This is a genomic window from Herbidospora cretacea, assembly GCF_001570605.1.
Taxonomy (GTDB): domain Bacteria; phylum Actinomycetota; class Actinomycetes; order Streptosporangiales; family Streptosporangiaceae; genus Herbidospora; species Herbidospora cretacea.
The window spans coordinates 40,729-63,595 of record NZ_BBXG01000028.1; the positions used below are offsets into that span (position 1 = coordinate 40,729).

Here is a 22,867-nt window from a genome sequence, read left to right on the forward strand (position 1 = left end):
GACTTCGCGTACAGTTGATCGTTTTGCACGGGGGAGAACCGCAGTGCCGCCTACATCGCCATTACGGCCTGGCGAGCCGACTGAGCTGGGGGTCTACCGCATCACCGGGCGCCTTGGGGAGGGCGCTCAGGGTGTGGTTTACGCCGGTACCGCACCGGACGGCACACCGGTCGCGATCAAACTGTTGCGCGTTACGGACGCAATCGACGCAGACTCGTTCCTGCGTGAGGTGTCGGCCGCGCGCCGGGTCGCGCAGTTCTGCACCGCCCAGGTCCTCGGCGCCCACATGGACGGCGACCGGCCCTACATCGTCTCCGAACTCGTCGACGGGATCTCGCTCCAGCGGGTCGTCCAGCAGGAGGGCCCCCGCACCGGCGGCAACCTCCACCGGCTGGCGGTCGGCACCATCACCGCGCTGGCCGCGATCCACCGGGCGGGGATCGTCCACCGCGACTTCAAGCCGTCGAACGTGCTGCTGGCCCAGGACGGGCCGCGGGTGATCGACTTCGGCATCGCGCGGGCGCTCGACTCGTCGTCGACGCTGTCGAGCGGGGTCGTGGGGACCCCGGCGTACATGTCGCCGGAGCAGATCGAGGCCAAGCGGGTCGGGCCGCCGTCGGACATGTTCAGCTGGGCCGTGACGATGTTCTACGCGTCGACCGGGCGGCCCGCGTTCGGCCACGACAGCCTGCCCGCCGTGCTCTACCGGGTCATGAACGACACCCCCGACGTCTCGACGCTGCCCGACCTGCTGCGCCCGGTCGTCGAGGCCAGCCTCGACAAGCAGGCCGACAACCGCCCGACCGCCAGCGAGGCCCTGTTCGCCCTCCTCGACCACCAGGTCGACGACGACCTCGACAAGTCCCTCCTGGCCGGCCTCAACGCCGCCTCCCGGAACGGCAGGAACGCCAAGAAGGACGCCGCGCCCCCCGCGCGCCCATTCGTCCCTGCCCCGCCGCCATCAGCAGATTCCGATACGCCCCCACCGGTGACGCCGGGCTTCGCCCCACCGGACCCCCAGGCCCCCCACCTCCAGCCCCCGGCCCAGAGCTATCCGCCCCCGGGATACCAGCCCGCTCCGGGCCAGGCCTACCCGCCGCCCTACCAGGGACAACCCGGCCCGAACCAGAGCTACCCGCCGCCGGGCCACCACCCGCAGCCGCCGGTCCAGAGCTTCCCGCCGCCGGGTTACCAGCCCCCTCCCGGCGCGAACCACCCGCCGCCGGGACATCAGCCTCCTCCGGGGCCGCCCTACCCGCCGCCCTACCAGGGGCAGTCGCACCAGAGCCTCCCGCCGACCGCACCGTCCAAGAAGAAGAAGGGCAAGGAGCCGCAGCCGGTCGACTCCGACGCGACCACCTTCCACCCCCGCCCCGACCCCACCGGCGGCTGGCTGGGGGAGGCTCCGCCGACGAAGAGCAGGGCGGGGCTGGTCACCGGCGTGCTCGTCGGCGTGCTCGCGGTGGCGGCCACCGCGCTGTTCCTCGTGCCGAACATCTTCAAGGGTGACGACGAGCCGGAGACCGTCCCGGCCGCCGCCCAGGGCGGGGTCACCCAGGAAGCGGTCGTCGACCTGCCGGCCACGACGGCCTCCGCACCGGTCCCGTCGCCGGTCGCGGCGTCCCTGTCCCCGGCGCCCTCGCCGTCGCCCAGCCCCACGGCGACCGCGGCTCCGGTCCCCGCGCTCGGCAAGCAGGACGGGAGCTCGCTGGCCGGTCACCGGAGCTCGATCTACTCCGTCGCCGTCGGCGGCGACAAGGACAAGCCTGTCGTCGTCACCGCCAGCGTCGACCGGTCGGTCCGGATGTGGAACGCCGAGTCGCACAAGGCGCTCGGCAAGCCGATCTACGCCCACGGCGACTGGGTCTACGCCGTCGCCACCGCCGAGGTCAACGGCCGCCCGCTCGCCGTCACCGGCAGCCGCGACGGCTCGGTCCGCGTCTGGGACGTCGAGAAGCGCAAGGCCGTCGGCGGCGGCCTGTGGGGCCACGGCAACTCGGTCTACACGGTCGCCATCGGCAAGGTCGGCAGCAAGTGGGTGGCCGCCTCCGGCGGCGCCGACGGCCGGATCCGGCTGTGGGACCTGAAGACCCGCCAGCCGATCGGCGGCGCCATCAGGGCCCACCGCAAGGACGTCAACTGGCTGGCCTTCGGCCAGGTCGGCGACCGCGCCGTCATCGTCTCGGCCAGCGAGGACGAGAGTCTCAAGGTCTGGGACGCCTCGTCCAGGAAGCAGTACGGCAAGACGTTCAAGGGCCACGGCAAGCCCGTCTACTCCGTCGCCACCGGCGAGGTCGACGGCAGGGCCGTGGCCATCTCCGGCGGCGAGGACAACAAGATCCGCGTCTGGGACCTGAAGACCGGCAAGCAGATCGGCAGGTCCCTGACCGGCCACAAGGACAACGTCTACTCGCTGGCCTTCCGCGAGATCGGCGGCCACCCGATGGCGGTCTCCGGCTCCACCGACGGCACGCTCCGGCTGTGGGACCTGGCGGAGTCGGAGGAGGTCGGCAAGCCGGTGAAGGCCCACGACGGCAAGAACGTCTACTCGGTCGCCTTCACCGAGGTCGACGGGAAGACGCTGGTCGTCTCGGCCGGTGAGGACAAGCGCGTCCGGTTCTGGAAGCTGGCCGGCTAGAGCCGGGCCAGCTCGTCGGCCGACAGCCGCAGCGCCCCTGCGGCCATGTTCTCGGCCAGATGGCGGGGGTTCCCGGTGCCCGGGATCGCCAGCACGTGAGGCCCCTGCCCGAGCGTCCAGGCCAGCCTGACCTGCGCGGGCGTCGCGCCGTGGGCGCGGGCCACCGCGAGCACCTCCGGGTTCTCCGCCGCGGTCGCCCCCGCCTCCCGCCCGGCGCCCGCGACGGCGAAGAACGGCACGAAGGCGATGCCCTGCTCCCCGCAGCGCCGGAGCAGCTCCCGGTCCCCGGGCGGCGCGCCGACGCCGAACGGGTTCTGCACGCACACCACCGGCGCGATGGCCCGAGCCTCGGCCAGGTGGGCGGCCGTCGCGTTGGACAGCCCGAGGTGGCGGATCAGACCGGCGTCGCGGAGCTCGGCCAGCGCGCCGAAGTGGTCGCCGACCGAGCCGTCGCGGCGGCTCGGCGGGACGCGCAGGTTCACCACGTCGAGGTGGTCGCGCCCGAGCTGGCGCAGGTTCTCCTCGACCTGGCCGCGCAACTGCTCCGGCGTTGCCCACCACCAGGCCCCCGACGGGTCGCGCCCGGCCCACACCTTGGTGGCGATGACGAGATCGTCGGGATAGGGGGCCAGCGCCCGGTTGATCAGCTCGTTGGCCGACAGGCGCGGCGAGAAGTAGTAGGCGGCGGTGTCGATGTGGTCGACCCCGAGTTCGATCGCCCGCCGCAGCACGGCGATCGAACGGTCGCGGTCGGCCGGGACGCCGGGCCCGAAGGCGACGCTTCCGGTCAGGCGCATCGCGCCGAGGCCGATCCGGTTGACGGTCAGATCGCCGAGATTCCAGGTGGAGGTGGTCATAAAAAAAGCCTCCCCGGCAGGGGAGGCTTAAGGGTTCGTGATCATTTTAGCAGGTCAGGCGCTGAGCTGCTCCAGGATCGCGTGGTGGGCGGCGACGCGCGCGCGGCGTACGGCATGGTCGAGGGCCTTGAGCGCCTCGCGGCGCGAGGCGACCTGGCCGGAGGTCAGCCCGCGCTCCTCGGCCAGCCGCAGCGCGAGCGCGAGGCGGGCCGCCAGATGGCCGACCCGGTGGGCGCGGCCGGGGTAGCCCGGCGCCAGCGCGCCGTCGACGTGGTCGAGCGCAGGGAAGCCCTGCATCGGCCCGTCGACCGAGGTCAGCGCGTCGGTCGCCGACCGCATCGCGGCCGACAGGGCGCGCTCGGCGTCGGCCAGCTGCGGCACGTCGGCGTCGGCGACGTGGGCGTCGTGGACCGTCCAGCGGATGCCCGAGTAGGACGACCCGCGCCGGTCGGGCGAGGGCACCAGCCCGAACCGGCGGGCGCCCAGCACCGCGATGACGGCCTGGCCCGCTTCGAGCGCGGCCCCGTTGAAGACCGGCGGGCCGGTGAGCCCCAGAAGGTCCCCCGGGATCGGCAGAGCCAGCCGGAACGACGTCAGCCCGGTCGCCCGCAGCTGCGCGAGAAAAACCCGCAACGGCGACTCGCCAGTGATATCCGTCACGATCTGGGGGCCGGCCGACCGCTCAAGCGCGTCGACGGCGTCGTCGAGACCGGTGTGGCCGGTCAGCCAGGCGTTCCCCCAGGAGACCAGGGCCGCCGAGATCGGTGAATCGGTGCGCACCCCAACCACGATAAGGCAATAGATTTTACGCGGACGGATTCGGACGTGAGGGGGATCGTCGTGGGCGGTCAGGTGCTCAACATGCGTGGCGTGGCCATCCGGCGCGACGGCGCGGTCCTGGTGCGCGACATCGACTGGGCGGTGGCCGAAGACGAGCGCTGGGTGGTCATCGGTCCCAACGGCGCCGGCAAGACCACGCTGCTGCAGATCGCCGCCGCGCTGCTGTTCCCCACCGACGGCTCGGTCGACATCCTGGGCGAGCGCCTCGGCCAGACCGACGTGTTCGAGCTGCGCCCCCGCATCGGCCTGGCCAGCTCGGCCCTGGCCGAGAAGGTCCCGGCCGAGGAGAAGGTCATCGACCTCGTCCTCACCGCCTCCTACGCCATCCTCGGCCGCTGGACCGAGGAATACGACTCCCACGACGTGACCCGGGCGGTCGAGCTGATCGACCAGCTCGGCTGCGCCCACCTGATCCGCCGCCGGTTCGGCACCCTGTCCGAGGGGGAGCGCAAGCGCGTGCAGATCGCCCGCGCCCTGATGCCCGACCCCGAGCTGCTGCTGCTCGACGAGCCGGCCGCCGGCCTCGACGTCGCCGCCCGCGAAGACCTCGTCCGCCGTCTGTCCCAGCTCGCCCAGGACCCCAAGGCGCCCACGATGGTGCTGGTGACCCACCACGTCGAGGAGATCCCGGCCGGGTTCACCCACGCGATCATGCTGCGGCACGGTTCGGTCGTCGCCCAGGGGCCGATCGACTACGTCATGACGGGCGACAACCTGTCGAAGACGTTCGGGGTGCCCTTGGGACTGGAGAGGAACGCGTCCGGCCGCTGGTACGCCCGGCCATTCTGATATTTCGTTTCTCATCCTCTTGTAAAGCGGCGTCCAAATATCATTTACTCCAGTCGGCACAGACTGGAGTGGACGTATGACCCAGCTCGTCATCACCTTCGCCGTGGTCCTTCTCGCCGCGTTCGCACTGGCCCGGACGATTCGCATCGTGCCGCAGGCGACCGCGAGAATCGTCGAGCGGTTCGGCCGATATCACCGCACCCTGAACGCGGGGCTGAACATTGTCGTGCCGTTCATCGACCGCATCAAAGTCGAGGTGGACCTGCGCGAACAGGTCGTGACGTTCCCTCCCCAGCCGGTCATCACCTCCGACAACCTGGTCGTCTCCATCGACACGGTCATCTATTTCCAGGTGACCGATCCGAAGGCGGCGACGTACGAGATCGCGAGTTTCATCGTCGCGGTCGAGCAGCTGACCGTGACGACCCTGCGCAACGTGGTCGGCGGCATGGACCTCGAACGGACCCTCACCTCCCGCGAGGAGATCAACACCGAGCTGCGCGGGGTGCTCGACGACGCGACCGGCCGCTGGGGCATCCGGGTCAACCGGGTCGAGCTCAAGGCGATCGACCCGCCCGCCTCCATCCAGGACTCGATGGAGAAGCAGATGCGCGCCGACCGTGACAAGCGCGCCGCCATCCTCACCGCCGAGGGCAACAAGCAGTCGGCCATCCTCACCGCCCAGGGCGAGCGCGAGGCGGCCGTTCTGAAGGCGCGCGGCGAGGCCGAGGCCGTGGTGCTGCGGGCCCAGGCCGACGCGGAGGCCCGCGCGATGCGCGCCAAGGGCGAGGCCGACGCGATCGGCATGGTCTTCAAGGCCATCCACGACGGCAACCCCGACGAGAAGCTGCTGGCCTACCAGTACCTGACGACGCTGCCGCAGATCGCCAAGGGCGACGCGAACAAACTGTGGATCGTGCCCTCTGAGATGGGCAAGGCGCTCGAATCGCTGGGCGGCCTCTTCCAGCCGCCGAGCAAGCCCGACAGGGACCTGCCCGCCAAGCCCTGAGTTCCCCCCGCGTCCTGAGCTCGTACCGCTGCCGCCTAGGCTTTCGGTCAGCCGGTACGAGAAGAGGGTCAGTGACTTGACACCGTGGGAAGCGGCCGCGGTGTTCGCGGCCGGGATCGGGGCGGGCGGCATCAACGCCGTCGTCGGCTCCGGGTCGCTGATCACGTTCCCGACGCTGCTCGCGCTGGGCTATCCGCCCATCGTCGCGAACGTGTCGAACAACATCGGGCTGGTGCCCGGCGGGGTCACCGGGGTGCTCGGCTACCGGGCCGAGCTCCAGGGCCAGCGGACCCGGCTGACCCGGCTCGCCGCCGCCTCGGTCCTGGGATCCCTGGTCGGCGGGTTCCTGCTGCTGCGGCTGCCGGCCCAGGCCTTCGACGTGATCGTGCCGATCCTGATCGCCGTCGCGTGCGTGCTGGTGGTCATCCAGCCCCGGGTGGCCGGCTGGATCTCCCATCGCCGCCGCTCGGAACACGGCGGCCCGTGGCTCTGGCTGGGGGTCTTCGGGGCCGGCATGTACGGGGGCTACTTCGGCGCCGCCCAGGGGGTCGTGCTCATCGGGCTGATGGGCCTGTTCCTCGACGAGGAGCTCCAGCGGCTCAACGCGGCCAAGAACCTGCTGTCGCTGCTGGTGAACTTCACCGCGGCGGTGCTGTTCGTCGTGATCGCCGAGGTCGACTGGACCGTGGTCGCGCTGATCGCGGCCGGGTCGGCGCTCGGCGGGTTCGTCGGCGCGCGGATCGGGCGGCGCATCCCCTCGCCGATCCTGCGCGGGGTGATCGTGGTCGTCGGGATCGTGGCGATCGTGAAGTTGTTGGCTTGATTTATGCGTACAAATTATCGAAAACGGGTATGAAAGCCCATGTGAAAGGCGATCGCGTAGAAATCGTCATCGATGCCGGAGGCACTCCCCGAACCTACGAAGTCATCGCGACGAAGGCCGGCCGCCGGGTCGAGGTGACCACCGGCCGGGGCGTCGTCGAGGTCTCCGAGGTGACCAGGAACGGCACTCCGGTCCGCACCGCCCGGTTCATGCAGAGCCGGGTGCTCGCTCTCGTGGAGCACCCGATCGACGCTAGTGAGCCGGCCTGACCTGAACCACGCCGTCGCGGCGGACCCGCGTCTCGAACGAGGGTTGCCGCGCCGTCGCCGGGCCGTGGATCACCGCGCCGTCGGCGATCCTGAACACGCTGCCGTGCCACGGGCACACCACGCACGGCTCGCCGTTCTCGACCGTCACCCGGCCCTGGTGGAGCGGCCCGGCCAGGTGGGAACACCCGTCGGCCAGAACCGTCACGCCCTCGCCCAGGCGCAGCACGAACAGGTCGATGTAACCGAGCCTGCGGGCCACCGGACGGCCGTTGGGCAGGTCGCTGATCGGGCCCAGGTCGTGCCAGCCGGTCGGCACCAGGTGGCTGACCTGCTCGGCGTGGTTGGCCCCGGCGGCGAGCCGGTAGGCCAGGTGGCCACCCAGGTAGGCGCCCGCGCTCGCGGCCATCAGACCGGCCGTGGCGAAGAACCGGCCCGCCTTCTCGCGCCCGGCGATCCGGAAGGCCAGCGACCCGGCGTAGAGGCCGAAGGCGGTGGCGTTGGCGACGGCGTGCACGAACCCGACCCTCTGCTGCTCACGGTGGAGCGTCGACCAGTCGGTCACGCCCGCCGCCGCGGTCGGGAGGGCGGTGGCCAGGCCCGCCGCCAGCACGGTCCGGGCGGCCATCGGGTCGGCCTTGGCGGCGTCGAGGATGGCGGTGGCCACGAAACAGCCCACGGCCACCGTCGCCAGCGGCGGATGCACCGGATGGCCGATCGGCACGCCGTGGAGCGCGTCGCGCACCCAGCCGGGCCCGATCCGCGCTCTCACGGCCTTGGCGAGCCCTCTGATCGGCCTGTCGAGCGTCGTCGCGTGTTCAAGCCGGTCCAGCAGGTCGCCGCCGCCGTTGCCGCTTTTGCGAGGCTTGGCGGACTTCTCGGTGGATCTGTCCATCGATGTCACCCCCTGACACGACGTACCCGGCCTGTCAGGAGACGAACGTCATCGCGCGAGGTGACCTCTGAGCACGGAGGTCTCCACCAGGTCGTGGGCGTAGGCGCCCAGCGTGGGGGAGCCCTCGGCGATGATCGCGACGTTGGCGAGCACCTGGGAGGCGGTGACCTTGTACAGGGCCCAGGTGCCGCCGTCGTTGTGGTGGTTGGCCATGATCGGCGCGAGCCGGTCGAGGGCCTTGGCGTAGCGCGACTCCGGGGTCTGCCGCGCCTCGAACTCGTCCCAGAGCTCCCGCAGGGGCTCGGCCTGGTCGCTGGGGAGTAAACCGAAGATCCGGTCGGCGGCGGCCCGCTCCGCCGCCTCCTGGGCCTCGACCGCCACCCGGTCGTAGATGAAGGTGTCACCGGCGTCGATCTCGACGATGTCGTGGACGAGCAGCATGCGCACCACCCGGTCGATGTCGGTGCCGGCCGGGGCGTGCTCGGCCATCACCAGCGCCCAGACGCCGAGCTGCCACGAGTGCTCGGCGTCGTTCTCGCGACGCGACCCGTCGATGAGGGTGTTCCGGCGGATGACACGCTTCAGCTTGTCGATCTCCACCACGAAGGCGAGCTGAGCGTCGAGGCGATCCCGGTGCTGCGCGATGGTCACCGCGCCACCCTATTCTCTGGTGATCAAACGCGGCACAGGATCACCGGAACACCGTTGAACACGGCATTCCCGGACAGCGGATCGATGACCTTTTCATCCGTCAGCACGTTGACGTTCACTCCGGCGTTCCCGGAGGCCACCTTCTGCGGCACCCCGTCGTGCCCCCAGCCGTGCGGCAGGCTCACCACGCCCGGCATGATCGTGTCGGTCGGTTCGAGCTGGACGGTCAGTTCGCCCGCTTCCGAGCGGATGAGGGCGTGGTCCGCCAGGCCGAGCCGTTCGACGTCGGCGGGGTTGATCTGGAGGGTGCACCGGTTCGTGCCGCCGACCAGCGGGGCGATGTTGTGCAGCCACGAGTTGTTGGACCGCAGGTGCCGCCGGCCGATGAGCACGAACTCGGGCCTTGCCTCGTCGAGGCGGCGCCGGAGCCTCTCGACGTCCTCGACGATCTCCGGCGGGGCGAGCTCGACCTTCCCGGAGGCCGTGGTGAGGATCTCCGGCAGCCGGGGCACCAGAGGGCCCAGGTCCAGGCCGTGGGGGTGCTCGTCGCGGAGTTTGCGCAGCGTGAGGTCGCCGCCGTTCCATTTCCCGTACGGCCCCAGCCGGAGCATGGCGTCCAGCCGCCGCTCCGCCCCGCTGTCCCCGTCGAGCTCGGCCGGGTCGTGGTCGCCGATCATCTGCCCGATGATCAGATCGTCGACGCCGGAGAAGCCGGAGGCGATGGTGATCAGCTCGGCCATGATCTCCGCCTCCGACGGCCCTTCGGAGGCCAGGACGGGCGGGGAGTAGCGGGCGTAGTTGCGGACCGCGAAGTTGAGCAGGGCGAAGTCGTAGTGGCCGGTGGCGAGGAGCCGCGGCGGCGGCAGAATCACGTTGGCGTGCCGCGTCGTCTCGTTGAGGTAGATGTCGACGCTGACCATGAAATCGAGCTTCTCCAGCGCCCTGGCCACCCGGGCCGCGTTCGGCGCCGAGCTGGCCGGGTTCCCCGCCACGGTCACCAGGGCGCGGATCCTCCCCTCGCCGGGGGTCTCGATCTCGTCCGCCAGGGTCGCGACGGGGAACTCGCCGTTGGTCTCCTTCAGGCCGCGGACTCGGCTGGTCCATCTCCCGGTCCTGTACGGCTTGCGCCTGCGCGGCCCCTCCGTCGCGGGCGTCGGGAACATCGCCCCACCCGGCCGGTCGAGGTTGCCCGTGAGGACGTTCAGCACGTCGACCAGCCACTGGGTCACCGTGCCGAACTCGGCGGTGCAGGTCCCGATGCGGGCGTACACGGCGGCGCTCGGCGCGGCGGCCAGCGCCCGCGCGAGCCGCACGGTGACCTCCGCCGGGACGCCGCAGGCGGCCTCCACCACCTGCGGCGGGAAGTCCTTGACCGCCGCCTCCACCTCCGCCAGCCCCTCGACCGGCAGCGCGACCGTCACCAGATCCTCGGCGAACAGCGTGTGCGCGATCCCGGCCAGCAGGAACGCGTCGGTGCCCGGCTTGACGAACACGTGCTCGTCGGCCAGCTCGGCGGTCCGCGTCCGGCGCGGATCGACCACGGTCAGCCGCCCGCCCCGCCTGCGCAGGGCCTTGAGCCGGCCGGGGAAGTCGGGCGCCGTGCAGAGGGAGCCGTTCGACTCCAGGGGATTGGCCCCGAGCATCAGCAGGAAGTCGGTCCGGTCGAGGTCGGGCACCGCGATCGTCATCTGGTGGCCGAACATGAGCCCCGAGGCGACGTGCTTGGGCATCTGGTCGGCCGTGCTGGCCGAGAAGACGTTCCGGGTGCCCAGCGCCCTGACCAGCGCCCCGCCGTAGAGGGCGCCGGCCATGCTGTGGGCGCTGGGATTGCCCAGGTAGATGGCCCGCTCGGGTCCCGAGACGTCCTTCAGGCCCTTGGCGACGGCCGCGAAGGCCTCCGGCCAGCTCACCTCGCGCCACTGGTCACCCTCGCGAACCAATGGTGCCGACAGCCGGTCGGGGTCTTCGTCGAGCCGCCCGAGCGAGGCCCCCTTGGGGCAGATGAAACCCTGGGAGAACGGGTCGTCCCGGTCACCGGTCACCCTGGTGACGCGCGTTCCGTCGAGGGTGATCGTGAGACCGCAGACGGCCTCGCAGAGCGGACAGGTGCGGTGGACGGTCGTCATGAATCTCATCGTGCGCTGTGAACCGGAGGGGGCGGAAGCCCCAGAACGGAATAAAATTCTGCGGCCTCCGCCAACGCCCAGACGCCCCCGCGGACCGTCCGGGCCTCCCCCATGAGCCGTGCCCGGCGCCCGGTGGGCACGGCCCAGCTCAAGCGAACCGCAGTCGGCCGCAGGCCGGCCGTGGCTCGCGCTCGGAATCTGCCGCCATGTGCCGCTCAGCCGGCCAGCACGAGCCGGCCCGCCTCCTCGACCTCACGGACGACATCGAAACGGGGGTCGCGGTAGAGACGACTCCCGAAGCCCTGGCGAGTGGTGGTCCACTCCAGCTCATAGGCCCACCGGTCCTGCGCCGAACACAGCCGCCGATCGGCCCCATCACGGAGCAGTATGAGTCGGGCCTTGCATAGCAAGAGTGCGTTGGTACGGTGGAAGGGCATAGGAGACTCCTTATCGGTGGCTTCGAGTGGAGCTCTCGGGTCGGGTCGTCGGTGGCAGCCTTCGGCCCGGCCTTTTTTCATTGCCGGAAGGTCCCGGAGGCACAGAGTGTCCGGTTGGCGATCTTCTGTGAACCTTTCTATCCTGATGTTCCATCAGATGAGAATTGTCGGCAAGACACCGCGAAAGAATTTCTGCGTCTTACACTGCAAGTTCCGGTGCAAATTGCATACGATGCGAGGTAGCCCTCAAGACGAGGGCTCCCGGTCCAGCATGATCAAGGACAAAGGGGACAAGCATGGCAGAAAAGTCTGTCACGCCCCGTCGCCAGCGTCTCGGTCAGGTCCTGAGGACCCTCCGCGAAGCCACTGGCAAGACGGGGAGTCAATCAGCCGATGAGCTGGGCTGGTCAGCCGCCAAGGTCAGTCGTATCGAGACCGCACTGACGCTTCCAAGCGAGGACGACATCACCACCCTGATCGATCATTACGGGGGTGATGAGGCGACCCTTCGCGAAGCGCTCAATCTTCGCCATGCCGCTACCCAAAAAGGGTGGTGGGAGAAATACAGCGACTCCCTAGATCAGGGCTACCTCGCGTTCATTGGCCTTGAGGCCGAAGCGACAGAAATGCGTAACTGGGAACCGATGGTGTTCCCGGGGCTGTTGCAGACGGCAGCATACGCGCGCTCCCTTGTGGGAAACACGATCCATCCGAAGATTCCGCCGGCGTTCGTTCGAGACCGGGTAGAGGTGCGATCGCGACGGCAGCAGCTTCTGCTGCATGGAGACAAGCCTCTTCGATTCAAGGCGATCTTCGATGAATCGGTGCTCAAGCGCGAGATCGGCGGATCCGAAGTGATGCTGGAGCAGTTGCGGCATGTGCTCGATCTGGCGTCTCTTCCCCATGTGGAGATTCGGATCAACGCTCTGAACACCCCGGTGCCCGCGCCCTGGGGTTCCTTCGTGCACCTCCGATTCAGTGACTTCCCCGACATCGTCTACCTGGAGGACCCCGATGGTGGACGGTTCTGGAGTGACCCCGAACGGGCCTTCTCTTACGAGAGCTCCTTCGAGGAACTTGCGGATGCGGCTCTCGATGGATCTGCCTCAAGGCGGCTGATTGAAGAGACGATTGCGCAATGGCGAGCGTAGAGCGCCCCAGTGTGCGGACAGGATTCGATCAGTCAATGGACATCAACGGTGCTGTCTGGAAGAAGAGTTCCTGGAGTGCCAACGGCAACTGTGTCGAGGTTGCCCAGCTCGGTACCGATCGAGTCGGAGTTCGCGACAGTAAAGATGTGCAAGGTTCGCCGCTCGTCTTCACCTCCGAGGAGTGGCGGGCATTCGTCGGTGGTGTGAAGGACGGAGAGTTCGACTTGTAGCGGTGCGCCGCCACAGTGCGCCGCCACGGTGCGCCCAGTGATGCCGGGTCCGGTTGTGTCTCCGGGTGCATGGCCGGACCTCACAGTCACCCTGGCGATATTGAATGGTATTGACCCCTTTGTCATTCTGGCGTTGACCAAGACGAAAAGGGGTGGGCCGTGTCGAATGTCGACATGTCCGATGCCGTCTGGCACAAGAGCAGCTTCAGCACCAACGGCAACTGTGTTGAAGTCGCTCGGGTTGCAGGGAGCCACACCGCACTACGCAACAGCCGGGACCCCGATGGGCCCGTACTGGTGTTCACCGAAGCCGAGTGGAACGCCTTCCTCCAGGGTTTGGCGGTTGGAGAGTTCGACTGAGGCCTGACGTGACATCGGCCCGCACTCCTCGGTGGGGAGGAGGCGGGCCGTACTCATTTCCCTAGGAGATTCCCAGGCCGCGGGCCACGCCCTGCCCCAGGTCCTTGTGGACGTTGGTCCAGTACTCCACCACCCGCTTCTGCACCTCAGGCGTCATCTCCGGCGCCGACGCGTGCCCGACGATGTTGCTCGTCAGGTTCGCCCTGTCCTCGTCGCTCAGCACGTTCTCCCACAGTGCCCTCGGCTGCACGAAGTCGTCGTCCTCGGCGTGCGGACGGTAGGCGGAGCGCATGATCTCGCCGGTCACCTGGTAGGTGTCGCCCGCGTACAGGTCCTCGAGGGCCGCGGGGCCGTTCACGCTGTTGGGCGCGTACACGGGATCAGGCATGTTGGCGTACCGCATCGCGCCGTCGCGGTTGTAACTGTGGACCGGCACCTTCGGCGCGTTGATGGGCAGTTGCTGGTAGTTGGGCCCGATCCGGTAGCGGTGCGTGTCCGGGTAGGAGAACAGCCGGCCCTGGAGCATCTTGTCCGGTGAGGGGCCGATCCCGGGCACGAAGTTCGACGGCTCGAACCCGGCCTGCTCCACTTCGGCGAAGTAGTTCTCCGGGTTCCGGTTCAAGGTGAACCGGCCGATGGTGATCTCCGGGTAGTCGGCGTGCGGCCACACCTTCGTCAGGTCGAACGGGTTGAAGCGGTAGTCGGCCGCCTCCTCGAACGGCATGATCTGCACGTTCACCTGCCACGACGGGTGGTCGCCGCGCTTGATGGCGTCGTACAGGTCACGGATGTGGAAGTCGGCGTCCTGGGCGACCATGGCGCCCGCCTCGGCGTCGGTGAAGTTCTTGATGCCCTGTTCGGTGCGCAGGTGGTACTTGATCCAGAACTTCTCGCCGGCCGCGTTGTACCAGAGGAAGGTGTGCGACCCGAAGCCGTGCATGTGCCGCCACGACGCCGGGGTGCCCCGGTCGCTCATCAGGAACGTCACCTGGTGGGCCGACTCCGGTGACAGGGTCCAGAAGTCCCACTGCATGTTGTGGTCGCGCATGTGGTTGTCGGCGCGGCGCTTCTGGCTGTGGATGAAGTCCTGGAACTTGGACGGGTCCCGGACGAAGAAGATCGGTGTGTTGTTGCCGACGAGGTCGTAGTTGCCCTCGTCGGTGTAGAACTTGATCGCGAATCCGCGCGGGTCGCGCTGGGTGTCGGCGCTGCCGAGCTCGCCGGCGACCGTCGAGAAGCGCAGGAACAGGTCGGTCCGGGCGCCCTTCTGGAACAGCCCGGCCTTGGTGAACTGGCTGACGTCCTCGGTGATCTCCATGAATCCGTGGGCGCCGCCTCCCTTCGCGTGGACGACGCGCTCGGGCACCCGCTCCCGGTTGAACTGGGCCATCTTCTGGATCAGGTAATGGTCCTGGAGCAGGAGCGGGCCGTTCGGGCCGACGGAGAGCGAGAACTCGTCACTCGGGGCCGGGGTGCCGGAATCCGTCGTCGTACGTGGCCTGTCAGTCATCAGGTGTCCTCCAGAGCGGCTGGTCTACCACCTCTTTCCCCACCGTACGGCTGATAACTTGAATCATTCAAGTAAATGAATTGCCCTGGTTTGACCGGCAACGGTCTCCATAAGGCGCGAACCTTCATGAGATGGCATGCTCTGGACCGTGAGACGTGCAATCGCGATGTTCGCCATGGCTGTCCTGAGTGTCGGATGTGCCGCCGCCGTGGACGATCCCGGCGTCGAGCGCGTCAAGGCGCCCGAACAGCCCCAGGCGCGGGCGAGCGCGTCCCCCAAACCGGTCAAGAAGCCGTTCACCATCGCGTTCGGCGGTGACGTCCACTTCGAGGGGATCCTGCGGACGCGGCTCAACGCCAACCCCAAGACCGCGCTCGGGCCCATCGCGAAGGTGCTGTCGAAGGCCGACATCGCGATGGTCAACCTGGAGACCGCCATCACCGAGGCGGGCACCCCCGCGCCGGGCAAGCAGTACACCTTCCGCGCCCCGGCCACCGCCTTCACCGCGCTGAAGGCCGCCGGGGTCGACGTCGTGTCGATGGCCAACAACCACGGCATGGACTACATGCAGAGCGGCCTGGACGACTCCCTCGCCGCCGTCAGGAAGTCCAAGTTCCCCGTGGTCGGGATCGGGCGCAACGCCACCGAGGCCTACCGGCCCTGGCGGACCGTCGTGAACGGCAACAAGGTCGCCGTCATCGGCGCGACCCAGGTCCTCGACGCCGAGTTCATCTCCGCCTGGACCGCCACCGGCTCCCAGGGCGGTCTCGCCTCGGCCAAGGAGGAGGCCCGGCTCATCCAGGCGGTCAGGAACGCCAGGAAGAACAGCGACACGGTGATCGTCCACCTGCACTGGGGGACCGAGCTCCAGAAGTGCCCCAACGAGGCGCAGCTCTCGCTCGCCCCCAAGCTGGTCGCGGCCGGCGCCGACGTCGTGGTCGGCGGGCACGCCCACATCCTGCTCGGCGCGGGCTACCTCGACAACGCCTACATCAGCTACGGCCTGGGCAACTTCGTCTTCTACAACTGGGGCCCGGACACCGGCCGGACCGGCGTGCTGACCCTGACGATCAACGGCCGCAAGGTGATGAAGGACACCTGGACGCCCGCCCGCATCAACGGCGGCGTGCCGGTCCCGGTCACCGGGTCGGCGGGGCGGCAGGAGGTCGCCTACTGGCGTTCGCTGCGCGAGTGCACCGGACTTTCGGCCAAGCCCTGAATTTGTTAACGGGCTGGTCATGGTGCGGTGAGCCCTACCGGCACTAGCGTCGTCCCATGACGCAGCGGTCCCAGTTCATTCTCGACGTCCTGATGGCCGAGTTCGGTGACTCCATCGACCGTGAACCCGGGGCGTTCCGGGCCAAGTTCCGCAAGATGGCGGCCTCCCCGTTCGCCTTCTACCGGGGCAGCGCCTGCCTCTTCTACGCCGACCTCTCGGGTGAGCTGGCCGACGACGCGTTCCTCGACGACCTGACCCGCCGCGTCTGGATCCACGGCGACCTGCACGCCGAGAACTTCGGCACGTACATGAACTCCTCCGGCCGCCTGGTCTTCAACGTCAACGACTTCGACGAGGCCTATGTGGGGCCGTACATCTGGGACCTGAAGCGGTTCGTGGCCAGCGTCGCCCTGATCGGCTACGCCAAGGCGCTGTCCGACGACGTCATCAGCGAGCTGGTGCGGGAGTTCGCCGGGTCGTACCTCCACGAGCTGGGCGCGATCGCGCACGGCGGCGACGACGCCATCGGGTCGCTCACCCTGGAGACGACCACCGGGGTGCTCCACCGGGTCCTGCAGACCGCACGGCTGAACACGCGGGTCTCCCTGCTCGACGAGGAGACCACGATCGAGAACTTCGAGCGCCGCTTCGCCGTCGCCGACAACCGCCACCCGGTCGACGACGCCACCCGCGACGCCGTGCTGGCGGCCTACGAGGAGTATCTGGCCACGCTGCCGTCGCCGCTCAACCCGATCGAACACCACGTGAAGGACGTCGTCCTGCGCCACGGCATCGGGATCGGGTCGGCGGGGCTGCCGTCGTACAACCTGCTGCTCGAAGGGCACACGCAGGCGCTGGAGAACGACGTGATCCTGTACATGAAGCAGGCCCAGGTCCCGGCGGTCGCCCGCTACATCGACGACGAGAAGGTCCACGGCTACTTCAGGCACCAGGGCCACCGCACCGCCGAGTCGCAGCGCGCCCTCCAGGCCTACGCCGACTCCTGGCTCGGCTACGCCACCCTCAACGGCGTCGGCCAGCTCGTCGCCGAGGTCTCGCCCTACTCGGCCGACCTCGACTGGAGCGACGTCAACGAGCCCGTCGAGATCGCCTCGGTGATCACCGACCTGGGCCGCGCGGTGGCCCGCATGCACTCGGTCGCCGACGACGAGTCGAGCCACGACCTGGTCGACTTCTCCACCGAGGAGGCGATCGTGGCGGCGATCGGCGGCGCCGACGACGAGTTCACCGCCCTGCTCGTCGACTTCGCCCACACCTACGGCGCCCGCGCCCGCCAGGACCACCAGCTCTTCGTGGATCTGTTCCGCAACGGCCGATTCCGCGGTCTGTAGTTCTGCGGGCAAGATAGGGAGAGTGTCCAGCCAGCCCCTTGACTACTGTGACGATGCCGGAAACTCCTCCCTCCGCCGTCAGCCGACACAGCGCCGCAGCGCGCGCCGGGTCGAGCGGATGCTCGACGCCTGCGCGGAGCTTCTGGACGAGGTCGGCTACGACGGCCTGTCGACGACCAGGATCGCCGAGCGCGCCGACGTGGCGATCGGCTCGGTCTACCAGTTCTTCCCCGACAAGCGAGCCATCAGCCAGGCGCTGACCAGGAGAAACGTCGAACTGTTCGTGGCCCGGGTGGGCCGCCGCTTCATCAGCGAGGAATACGCCGGCTGGTGGGACGCCGTCGACGCGATCATCGACGAGTACGTCGAGATGCACCGCAGCGTCCCGGGCTTCAAGTCGCTGCGGTTCGGCGACGCCGTCGACCTCAACCTGCTCGACGCGGGCACCGACAACAACACGGTCATCGCCGGCCGCCTGCGCGGGCTGCTGCTCAAGGAGTTCGGGCTGGCCGACAGCGAGGGCCTCGACACCGCCGTGCTGGTGGCCGTCGAGGGCGGCGACGCCGTCTTGAAACTGGCCTTCCGGCGCGATCCCGACGGTGACCCCGAGATCATCGCGGCGGCCAAGACCCTGGTGCGCAGCTACCTGTCCCGTCAGCTGCGCGACTTCAACGCGTCGGCCACCCGGCCGGCGCCTGCTGCTCGATCTGGCGCCTGATGATCGCCTCGACGGCCGCCGGGTCGGGCATCGGCTGACGCGGCACCACCAGAGTGATGTGTTCCAGCGCCGGCCGGCACGGCTGACGCTGGGCGTTCTGATACCGGACGTGCGCGGCGCGCAGCTCGGCGTCGCGCAGTTCGAGGGTCCGCATGTCCGCGCCCCGCGCGGCGCGGATGTCCTGCAGCTGTGCCCGCAGGCGGAGCACCTCTCTGACGGCTTGTTCGTGGGCCTCGAAACGCGCCGCGACATAACCCGCCAAACCGGGCACTATCGCCGCCGCCGTGAGCGCGCAGGCCACTGTGAAGGTCGTCTGCCTGGAAACGCCCATCGCAGTCCCGTTCCCTCCAGATGGAGCTCAGGTCCCGTCAATATGCCCGTGAGCTGGAACGACACACGCTCTGTAGATGACCTGGAGCTAATCGTTGCCAGAGGAATGCCTGCGGTTGTCCGGGCAAAGACCCGCCGCGCTCGCTAGCCTCATCCTTGTGGCACATGTGACGCGGGAGCAGCTTGATCGTCTGCTCGAACAGACCCTGCTGTCCGACGACCACGGTGCCCTGGCGCGGCGCCTCGACGAGTTGGCGCAGGGGTACGAATCAGGTGAGGTCTCCCGGGCCTACATCCTGGCCCTGTCCGCCGAGGAGTGGCGTCAGGCGGGTCACCCCGACGCGGCCCTCGACCGCTACCAGCAGGCGGCCGACGGCGACGGGGGAGACGTCAACGTCGACCCGCGCGCGGGCATCGCCGACACCCTGTTCGAGCTCGACCGGCCCGACGAGGCCCGCGACGTCATCGAGGCCCTGCGCGCCGCGCCGTGCTCCCCGGCGACCGTGCTCAACGTGGCGGAGACCCTGGCGGCGTACGGAGACCTGACGGGAGCCCACGAGTGGGCCACCGAGGGCGTCACCGCCTGCCCTCCGGGCAACTCGCTCCGCGAGTCCCTGCTGCGCACCCGCTACCGGATCCGCATCGACCTGGGCCTCCCCGAAGACGATCTCGACGCGCTGGCCTCCTGACACAGAGAAAGGAGCCGCGAGACGAAGTCTCTGCGGCTCCTTGGTGCTCTATATGTGGACGGCCCGCACGCCTGGAGGCGCTGGCCGGATGCGATGGGGAACTGCGGGGAAGAAGATCAGTCGCCTCAGTTGAGGAGAGCGCCGCCGAGGAGCTTCCCGGCGAGCCCGGTGAGGCCGGCCAGGTCGGCGCCGCCCAGACCGCCGGTGAGACCGGCCGGCTCGCGCTTGGCGGGGGCCTGGCGGGGCTGGACGCCGCTCACGACCTCGCCCACCGAATCGGTGATCCCGCCGGGGACGACGCCGACCTTCGGCACCTTCGGCAGCATCTTCGACATCCGGGGCACCGGCGGCACGCCCGGCAGGTCGGGCAGCACAGACAGGTCGGGGATCACGTTGGGCACGCCCGGCAGCGCCGACCCCGACGCGATGCCGAGCACGCCGTCGGCCCGTGCCAGGCCCGCCAGGCCGAGGAGCGAGGCCGCCCGCTGGACGGTCCGGGACACCTCGTCGCCGGGGGCCACCCGGCCGCACGGCACCCCGGCCAGCCGTCCGGCCTGGGCCATGGTCATCGCCGTGGAGCCGCCCGTGCGGGTCAGGTCGCGGACCGTCTTCCTGGCCGCGCCCGCCGACCTGGCGACGTCGGCGGCGCCCTTCACGACCGAGGCGGCGACCGCGCCGGTCCTGGCGGCGGCCTTGTAACCGGTCACGCACAGGCCGTCGTCGGCGTGGGCCTGCTGCCCGGCGGCGGACAACCAGCTCACCCCGGCGGTGACGACCGCCAGAGCGACGAGCCGCCCCCGGATGCTACGTGATGTCATCGACATCAACGCCCCCCTGTTGCTTGCGGTAGTTCGGTGAGTGCCGAACGTAGCAGCGGGGTTTTCGCAGCCGGGAGCGGCTTGTCCCAGTCGTGGAGAACTGATTACACGCCGGGCCGCACGCTCAGCGTGTCGCCGGCCTCGTCGAGGTCGACGATCACCTCGTCGCCGTCGCGGATCTCCCCGGCCAGCAGGGCGCGGGCCAGTTTGTCGCCGATGGCCGACTGCACCAGGCGGCGCAGCGGCCGGGCGCCGTAGAGCGGGTCGTAGCCGGTCAGCGTCAGCCACTCGCGGGCCGCCGGGGTGACCGTCAGCGTCAGCCGCCGGTCGGACAGCCGCCGCCCCAGGTGCTCGACCTGGAGATCGACGATCTGCGACAGCTCCTCGGAGCCGAGCGCGTCGAACAGGATCACGTCGTCGAGCCGGTTGAGGAACTCGGGCTTGAACGAGGCGCGCACCGCCTTCAGCACCGCCTCGCGCTTGGCGTCCGGTGGCAGCGCCGGGTCGACCAGGAACTGCGAACCGATGTTGGACGTCAGGATCAGGATCGTGTTCCGGAAGTCGACGGTACGCCCCTGCCCGTCGGTCAGCCGCCCGTCGTCGAGCACCTGGAGCAGGATGTCGAAGACCTCCGGATGGGCCTTCTCGACCTCGTCGAGGAGCACGACCGTGTAGGGACGCCGCCGCACCGCCTCGGTGAGCTGGCCGCCCTCCTCGTAGCCGACGTAGCCGGGCGGGGCGCCGACCAGGCGGGCCACGCTGTGCTTCTCGCCGTATTCGCTCATGTCGATGCGGGTCATCGCCCGCTCGTCGTCGAACAGGAAGTCGGCCAGCGCCTTGGCCAGCTCGGTCTTGCCGACGCCGGTCGGGCCGAGGAACAGGAACGAGCCCGTCGGCCGGTCGGGGTCGGCCACGCCCGCCCGCGCCCGCCGGACCGCGTCGCTGACCGCCTGGACGGCGGCCTTCTGGCCGATCAGCCGCCGGCCGAGCTCGTCTTCCATGCGCAGCAGCTTGGCGGTCTCGCCCTCCAGCAGGCGGCCCGACGGGATGCCGGTCCAGGCGGAGATGACCTCGGCGATGTCGTCGGGGCCGACCTCCTCCTTGACCATGGTCTGCTCGCGCTGGGAGGCCTGGATGGCGTCGGCGAGCTCCTTCTCCAGGCGGGGCACCTCGCCGTACATGAGCCTGGCGGCCTCTTCGAAGTCGCCGTCGCGCTGGGCCCGCTCGGCCTGGCTGCGGATCTCGTCGAGGCGCATCTTCAGGTCGCCGACCCGGTTGAGGCCGGCCTTCTCGGCCTCCCAGCGGCCGACCAGGCCGTTGAGCTCCTCCTGGCGGTTGGCCAGCTCCTCGCGGAGACGGCCGAGGCGGGCCACGCTCGCCTCGTCGGTCTCCTTGCCCAGGGCCAGCTCCTCCATCTTGAGCCGGTCGACGATGCGCTGGAGCTCGTCGATCTGCACCGGCCGTGAGTCGATCTCCATGCGGAGCCGGGAGGCGGCCTCGTCGACCAGGTCGATGGCCTTGTCGGGCAGGAACCGGGCGGTGATGTAGCGGTCGGACAGGGTCGCTGCGGCGACCAGCGCGCCGTCGGCGATCTGGACCTGGTGGTGGGCCTCGTAGCGGCCCTTCAGGCCACGCAGGATGGCGATCGTGTCTTCCACGGTGGGCTCGCCGACGTACACCTGCTGGAAACGGCGCTCCAGCGCCGGGTCCTTCTCGATGCGCTCGCGGTATTCGTCGAGCGTGGTCGCGCCGATCATGCGCAGCTCGCCCCGTGCCAGCATGGGCTTGAGCATGTTGCCCGCGTCCATCGCGCCCTCGGCCGCGCCCGCGCCGACCATCGTGTGGAGCTCGTCGATGAACGTGATGACCTGGCCGTCACTCTCCTTGATCTCGTTGAGCACGGCCTTCAGGCGCTCCTCGAACTCGCCCCGGTACTTGGCGCCCGCGACCATCGCGCCGAGGTCCAGCGCCACGAGCCGCTTGTTCCGCAGACTCTCCGGCACGTCGCCCGCGACCACCCGCTGGGCCAGCCCCTCGACCACGGCGGTCTTGCCGACGCCCGGCTCACCGATGAGGACCGGGTTGTTCTTGGTCCGCCGCGACAGCACCTGCACCACGCGCCGGATCTCCGAGTCACGCCCGATGACAGGGTCGAGCTTGCCGTGGCGGGCCCGCTCGGTCAGGTCGACGCCGTACTTCTCCAGCGACCGGTAGGTGTCTTCGGGGTTCTCGCTGGTGACGCGCGTGTGGCCGCGCACCTTCTCGAACGCGTCGAGCAGCGCCTGCGCGGTCGCCCCCTGCTCCTTCAGCAGGTCGGCGATCTGCCCTCCGTCGGTGGCCAGGCCCACGAGCAGGTGCTCGGTCGAGACGTAGTCGTCTTCGAGCTGCGCGGCCCGCTGGGCGGCGGTGTGCAGCACGGTCAGCAACTGGCGGGAGGTCGACGGCGCGCTCACCGTGGCGCCCTGCGCCTTGGGCAGCCCCGCCAGCAGGGTCTCGGCCCGCGTCCGCATGGCCTTCCAGTCGGCCCCCACGGCCTCCAGCAGCGGTACGGCGGTGCCCCCGCTCTGGGCCAGCAACGTGGTCAGCAGATGGGCCGGCGCCACCTCCGGGTTGCCCTCGGCCGCCGCCCGGCGGACCGCCCCCGCGAGCGCTTCCTGGCTCTTCTGGGTGAGCTTGTAATCCATGTCTATTGGCCTCGCCTTCGCTCGGCGGCCTGGCCGCCTTCAGCCACTGTCTTCCCTCGTCGCTCCGCTCCTCAGTCCAGACAGCGGCGCGGCCGGGCACTTCCCCCGTACGACAAATGTCTTTGCTATGACGGCGGTAGTTCGTATCTGACCAGAGCCCGGATCAGCTTCAGTTCCGTGGCTATGCGGTTGAGTTCGTCTCTTAGGCGGAGGTTCTCGGTCTCCAGCTCCAAGATGCGTTTGATGCCTGCCAGGTTTATGCCCTCCTCCTGCGACAGGCGCTGGACCTCTCTGAGGAGGACGATGTCGCGGGTCGAGTAGAGGCGGCCCCGGCCTGCCGTGCGGCCGGGGCTGACCAGACCCAGACGGTCGTACTGGCGCAGCGTTTGCGGGTGGAGGCCGCTCAGCTGGGCGGCCACGGAGATCACATAGACGGGCGTCTCGTCGGACAGGTCGAAGAAATTGGCGTCCATCC

General features: G+C 69.4%; 22 protein-coding genes and 1 pseudogene. 12 read left to right on the plus strand and 11 right to left on the minus strand.

Translation table 11 applies throughout. The features are described from left to right. Nucleotides 1-43: 43 nt before the first annotated feature. Nucleotides 44-2,638, plus strand: coding sequence for a WD40 repeat domain-containing serine/threonine protein kinase (locus AW270_RS35030; RefSeq protein ID WP_082802088.1), 2,595 nt, complete (start codon nt 44-46; stop codon nt 2,636-2,638). Here AW270_RS35030 and AW270_RS35035 read toward each other — a convergent pair. Together AW270_RS35035 and AW270_RS35040 are read right to left on the minus strand one after the other, a co-directional pair. After that, complete coding sequence (locus tag AW270_RS35035; protein ID WP_061300435.1) at nt 2,635-3,495, minus strand: aldo/keto reductase; 861 nt, start codon at nt 3,493-3,495, stop codon at nt 2,635-2,637. The two genes, AW270_RS35030 and AW270_RS35035, sit on opposite strands and share 4 nt — an antisense overlap. Nucleotides 3,496-3,549: 54 nt before the next feature. After that, a complete protein-coding gene (locus AW270_RS35040) occupies nt 3,550-4,275 on the minus strand; it encodes an Rv1486c family protein (RefSeq protein ID WP_174549914.1) in 726 nt (241 codons plus the stop codon). A gap of 60 nt (nt 4,276-4,335) precedes the next feature. Between AW270_RS35040 and AW270_RS35045 the strand changes: the two genes are divergently transcribed. The 4 genes from AW270_RS35045 (at nt 4,336) to AW270_RS35060 (ending at nt 7,225) form a co-directional block, all read left to right on the plus strand. Then, nucleotides 4,336-5,124: an ABC transporter ATP-binding protein gene (locus AW270_RS35045; RefSeq protein ID WP_218009426.1), complete on the plus strand. Its 789-nt coding sequence runs from the start codon at nt 4,336-4,338 to the stop codon at nt 5,122-5,124. 76 nt (nt 5,125-5,200) lie between these two features. Then, entirely contained in the window at nt 5,201-6,133 is a 933-nt protein-coding gene (locus AW270_RS35050; protein ID WP_061300436.1) for an SPFH domain-containing protein, read from the plus strand. Between the two features lie 76 nt (nt 6,134-6,209). Further along, entirely contained in the window at nt 6,210-6,956 is a 747-nt protein-coding gene (locus tag AW270_RS35055; protein ID WP_061300437.1) for a sulfite exporter TauE/SafE family protein, read from the plus strand. Nucleotides 6,957-6,997: 41 nt separating this feature from the next. After that, complete coding sequence (locus tag AW270_RS35060; protein ID WP_061300438.1) at nt 6,998-7,225, plus strand: DUF8836 family protein; 228 nt, start codon at nt 6,998-7,000, stop codon at nt 7,223-7,225. Here the strand turns inward: AW270_RS35060 and AW270_RS35065 are convergent. The 4 genes from AW270_RS35065 to AW270_RS35080 all read right to left on the minus strand — a co-directional run bounded on the left by AW270_RS35065 (nt 7,209) and on the right by AW270_RS35080 (nt 11,331). Next, nucleotides 7,209-8,117: a Rieske (2Fe-2S) protein gene (locus AW270_RS35065; RefSeq protein WP_061300439.1), complete on the minus strand. Its 909-nt coding sequence runs from the start codon at nt 8,115-8,117 to the stop codon at nt 7,209-7,211. The two genes, AW270_RS35060 and AW270_RS35065, sit on opposite strands and share 17 nt — an antisense overlap. Nucleotides 8,118-8,165: 48 nt before the next feature. After that, a complete protein-coding gene (locus AW270_RS35070; protein WP_061300440.1) occupies nt 8,166-8,768 on the minus strand; it encodes an HD domain-containing protein in 603 nt (200 codons plus the stop codon). Nucleotides 8,769-8,791: 23 nt separating this feature from the next. Then, a complete protein-coding gene (locus tag AW270_RS35075) occupies nt 8,792-10,894 on the minus strand; it encodes a molybdopterin-dependent oxidoreductase (protein ID WP_061300441.1) in 2,103 nt (700 codons plus the stop codon). A gap of 215 nt (nt 10,895-11,109) precedes the next feature. Beyond that, nucleotides 11,110-11,331: a hypothetical protein gene (locus tag AW270_RS35080; RefSeq protein ID WP_061300442.1), complete on the minus strand. Its 222-nt coding sequence runs from the start codon at nt 11,329-11,331 to the stop codon at nt 11,110-11,112. A gap of 296 nt (nt 11,332-11,627) precedes the next feature. Between AW270_RS35080 and AW270_RS35085 the strand changes: the two genes are divergently transcribed. The 3 genes from AW270_RS35085 to AW270_RS38240 all read left to right on the plus strand — a co-directional run bounded on the left by AW270_RS35085 (nt 11,628) and on the right by AW270_RS38240 (nt 13,072). Further along, nucleotides 11,628-12,482, plus strand: a complete 855-nt coding sequence (locus AW270_RS35085) for a helix-turn-helix domain-containing protein (RefSeq protein ID WP_061300443.1) — start codon at nt 11,628-11,630, stop codon at nt 12,480-12,482. 35 nt (nt 12,483-12,517) lie between these two features. Further along, complete coding sequence (locus tag AW270_RS38235) at nt 12,518-12,712, plus strand: DUF397 domain-containing protein (RefSeq protein ID WP_082802089.1); 195 nt, start codon at nt 12,518-12,520, stop codon at nt 12,710-12,712. A gap of 159 nt (nt 12,713-12,871) precedes the next feature. After that, a complete protein-coding gene (locus AW270_RS38240; RefSeq protein WP_245675014.1) occupies nt 12,872-13,072 on the plus strand; it encodes a DUF397 domain-containing protein in 201 nt (66 codons plus the stop codon). Between the two features lie 61 nt (nt 13,073-13,133). On the opposite strand, the gene AW270_RS35090 is transcribed toward AW270_RS38240, so the two are convergent. Further along, nucleotides 13,134-14,582 (minus strand): catalase, encoded by a 1,449-nt coding sequence (locus tag AW270_RS35090; protein ID WP_061300444.1) that lies wholly within the window; start codon nt 14,580-14,582, stop codon nt 13,134-13,136. A gap of 148 nt (nt 14,583-14,730) precedes the next feature. Between AW270_RS35090 and AW270_RS35095 the strand changes: the two genes are divergently transcribed. Genes AW270_RS35095 through AW270_RS35105 form a run of 3 tightly spaced genes read left to right on the plus strand, consistent with a single transcriptional unit; the run spans nt 14,731 to nt 17,871 of the window. Then, complete coding sequence (locus tag AW270_RS35095; protein ID WP_082802100.1) at nt 14,731-15,801, plus strand: CapA family protein; 1,071 nt, start codon at nt 14,731-14,733, stop codon at nt 15,799-15,801. Between the two features lie 56 nt (nt 15,802-15,857). Further along, complete coding sequence (locus AW270_RS35100) at nt 15,858-17,153, plus strand: DUF2252 domain-containing protein (RefSeq protein ID WP_061300446.1); 1,296 nt, start codon at nt 15,858-15,860, stop codon at nt 17,151-17,153. 22 nt (nt 17,154-17,175) lie between these two features. Further along, nucleotides 17,176-17,871, plus strand: coding sequence for a TetR/AcrR family transcriptional regulator (locus tag AW270_RS35105; RefSeq protein WP_063819457.1), 696 nt, complete (start codon nt 17,176-17,178; stop codon nt 17,869-17,871). On the opposite strand, the gene AW270_RS35110 is transcribed toward AW270_RS35105, so the two are convergent. After that, on the minus strand, nt 17,822-18,202 hold the full coding sequence (locus tag AW270_RS35110; RefSeq protein WP_061300448.1) for a hypothetical protein: 381 nt from the start codon (nt 18,200-18,202) through the stop codon (nt 17,822-17,824). The two genes, AW270_RS35105 and AW270_RS35110, sit on opposite strands and share 50 nt — an antisense overlap. Nucleotides 18,203-18,359: 157 nt before the next feature. Here AW270_RS35110 and AW270_RS35115 point away from each other — a divergent pair, with 157 nt between their 5' ends. Continuing rightward, complete coding sequence (locus AW270_RS35115; RefSeq protein WP_245675015.1) at nt 18,360-18,890, plus strand: tetratricopeptide repeat protein; 531 nt, start codon at nt 18,360-18,362, stop codon at nt 18,888-18,890. Between the two features lie 125 nt (nt 18,891-19,015). Here AW270_RS35115 and AW270_RS35120 read toward each other — a convergent pair whose 3' ends face one another. From AW270_RS35120 to AW270_RS35130, 3 genes and pseudogenes are all read right to left on the minus strand, one after another. Next, on the minus strand, nt 19,016-19,708 hold the full coding sequence (locus AW270_RS35120; protein WP_061300450.1) for a hypothetical protein: 693 nt from the start codon (nt 19,706-19,708) through the stop codon (nt 19,016-19,018). A gap of 104 nt (nt 19,709-19,812) precedes the next feature. After that, a complete protein-coding gene (clpB, locus tag AW270_RS35125; RefSeq protein ID WP_061300451.1) occupies nt 19,813-22,392 on the minus strand; it encodes an ATP-dependent chaperone ClpB in 2,580 nt (859 codons plus the stop codon). 214 nt (nt 22,393-22,606) lie between these two features. Next, nucleotides 22,607-22,865: pseudogene (locus AW270_RS35130) on the minus strand (heat shock protein transcriptional repressor HspR); the annotation flags it as partial. Nucleotides 22,866-22,867: the final 2 nt, after the last annotated feature.

Excerpts from the sequence above, each read along its gene's own strand:
- AW270_RS35035 (WP_061300435.1), bottom strand. The coding sequence starts at position 3,495 with ATGACCACCTCCACCTGGAATCTCGGCGATCTGACCGTCAACCGGATC.
- AW270_RS35050 (WP_061300436.1), top strand. The coding sequence starts at position 5,201 with ATGACCCAGCTCGTCATCACCTTCGCCGTGGTCCTTCTCGCCGCGTTC.
- AW270_RS35065 (WP_061300439.1), bottom strand. The coding sequence starts at position 8,117 with ATGGACAGATCCACCGAGAAGTCCGCCAAGCCTCGCAAAAGCGGCAAC.
- AW270_RS35075 (WP_061300441.1), bottom strand. The coding sequence starts at position 10,894 with ATGACGACCGTCCACCGCACCTGTCCGCTCTGCGAGGCCGTCTGCGGT.
- AW270_RS35080 (WP_061300442.1), bottom strand. The coding sequence starts at position 11,331 with ATGCCCTTCCACCGTACCAACGCACTCTTGCTATGCAAGGCCCGACTC.
- AW270_RS35085 (WP_061300443.1), top strand. The coding sequence starts at position 11,628 with ATGGCAGAAAAGTCTGTCACGCCCCGTCGCCAGCGTCTCGGTCAGGTC.
- AW270_RS38235 (WP_082802089.1), top strand. The coding sequence starts at position 12,518 with ATGGACATCAACGGTGCTGTCTGGAAGAAGAGTTCCTGGAGTGCCAAC.
- AW270_RS35090 (WP_061300444.1), bottom strand. The coding sequence starts at position 14,582 with ATGACTGACAGGCCACGTACGACGACGGATTCCGGCACCCCGGCCCCG.
- AW270_RS35100 (WP_061300446.1), top strand. The coding sequence starts at position 15,858 with ATGACGCAGCGGTCCCAGTTCATTCTCGACGTCCTGATGGCCGAGTTC.
- AW270_RS35110 (WP_061300448.1), bottom strand. The coding sequence starts at position 18,202 with ATGGGCGTTTCCAGGCAGACGACCTTCACAGTGGCCTGCGCGCTCACG.
- AW270_RS35120 (WP_061300450.1), bottom strand. The coding sequence starts at position 19,708 with ATGACATCACGTAGCATCCGGGGGCGGCTCGTCGCTCTGGCGGTCGTC.
- clpB (WP_061300451.1), bottom strand. The coding sequence starts at position 22,392 with ATGGATTACAAGCTCACCCAGAAGAGCCAGGAAGCGCTCGCGGGGGCG.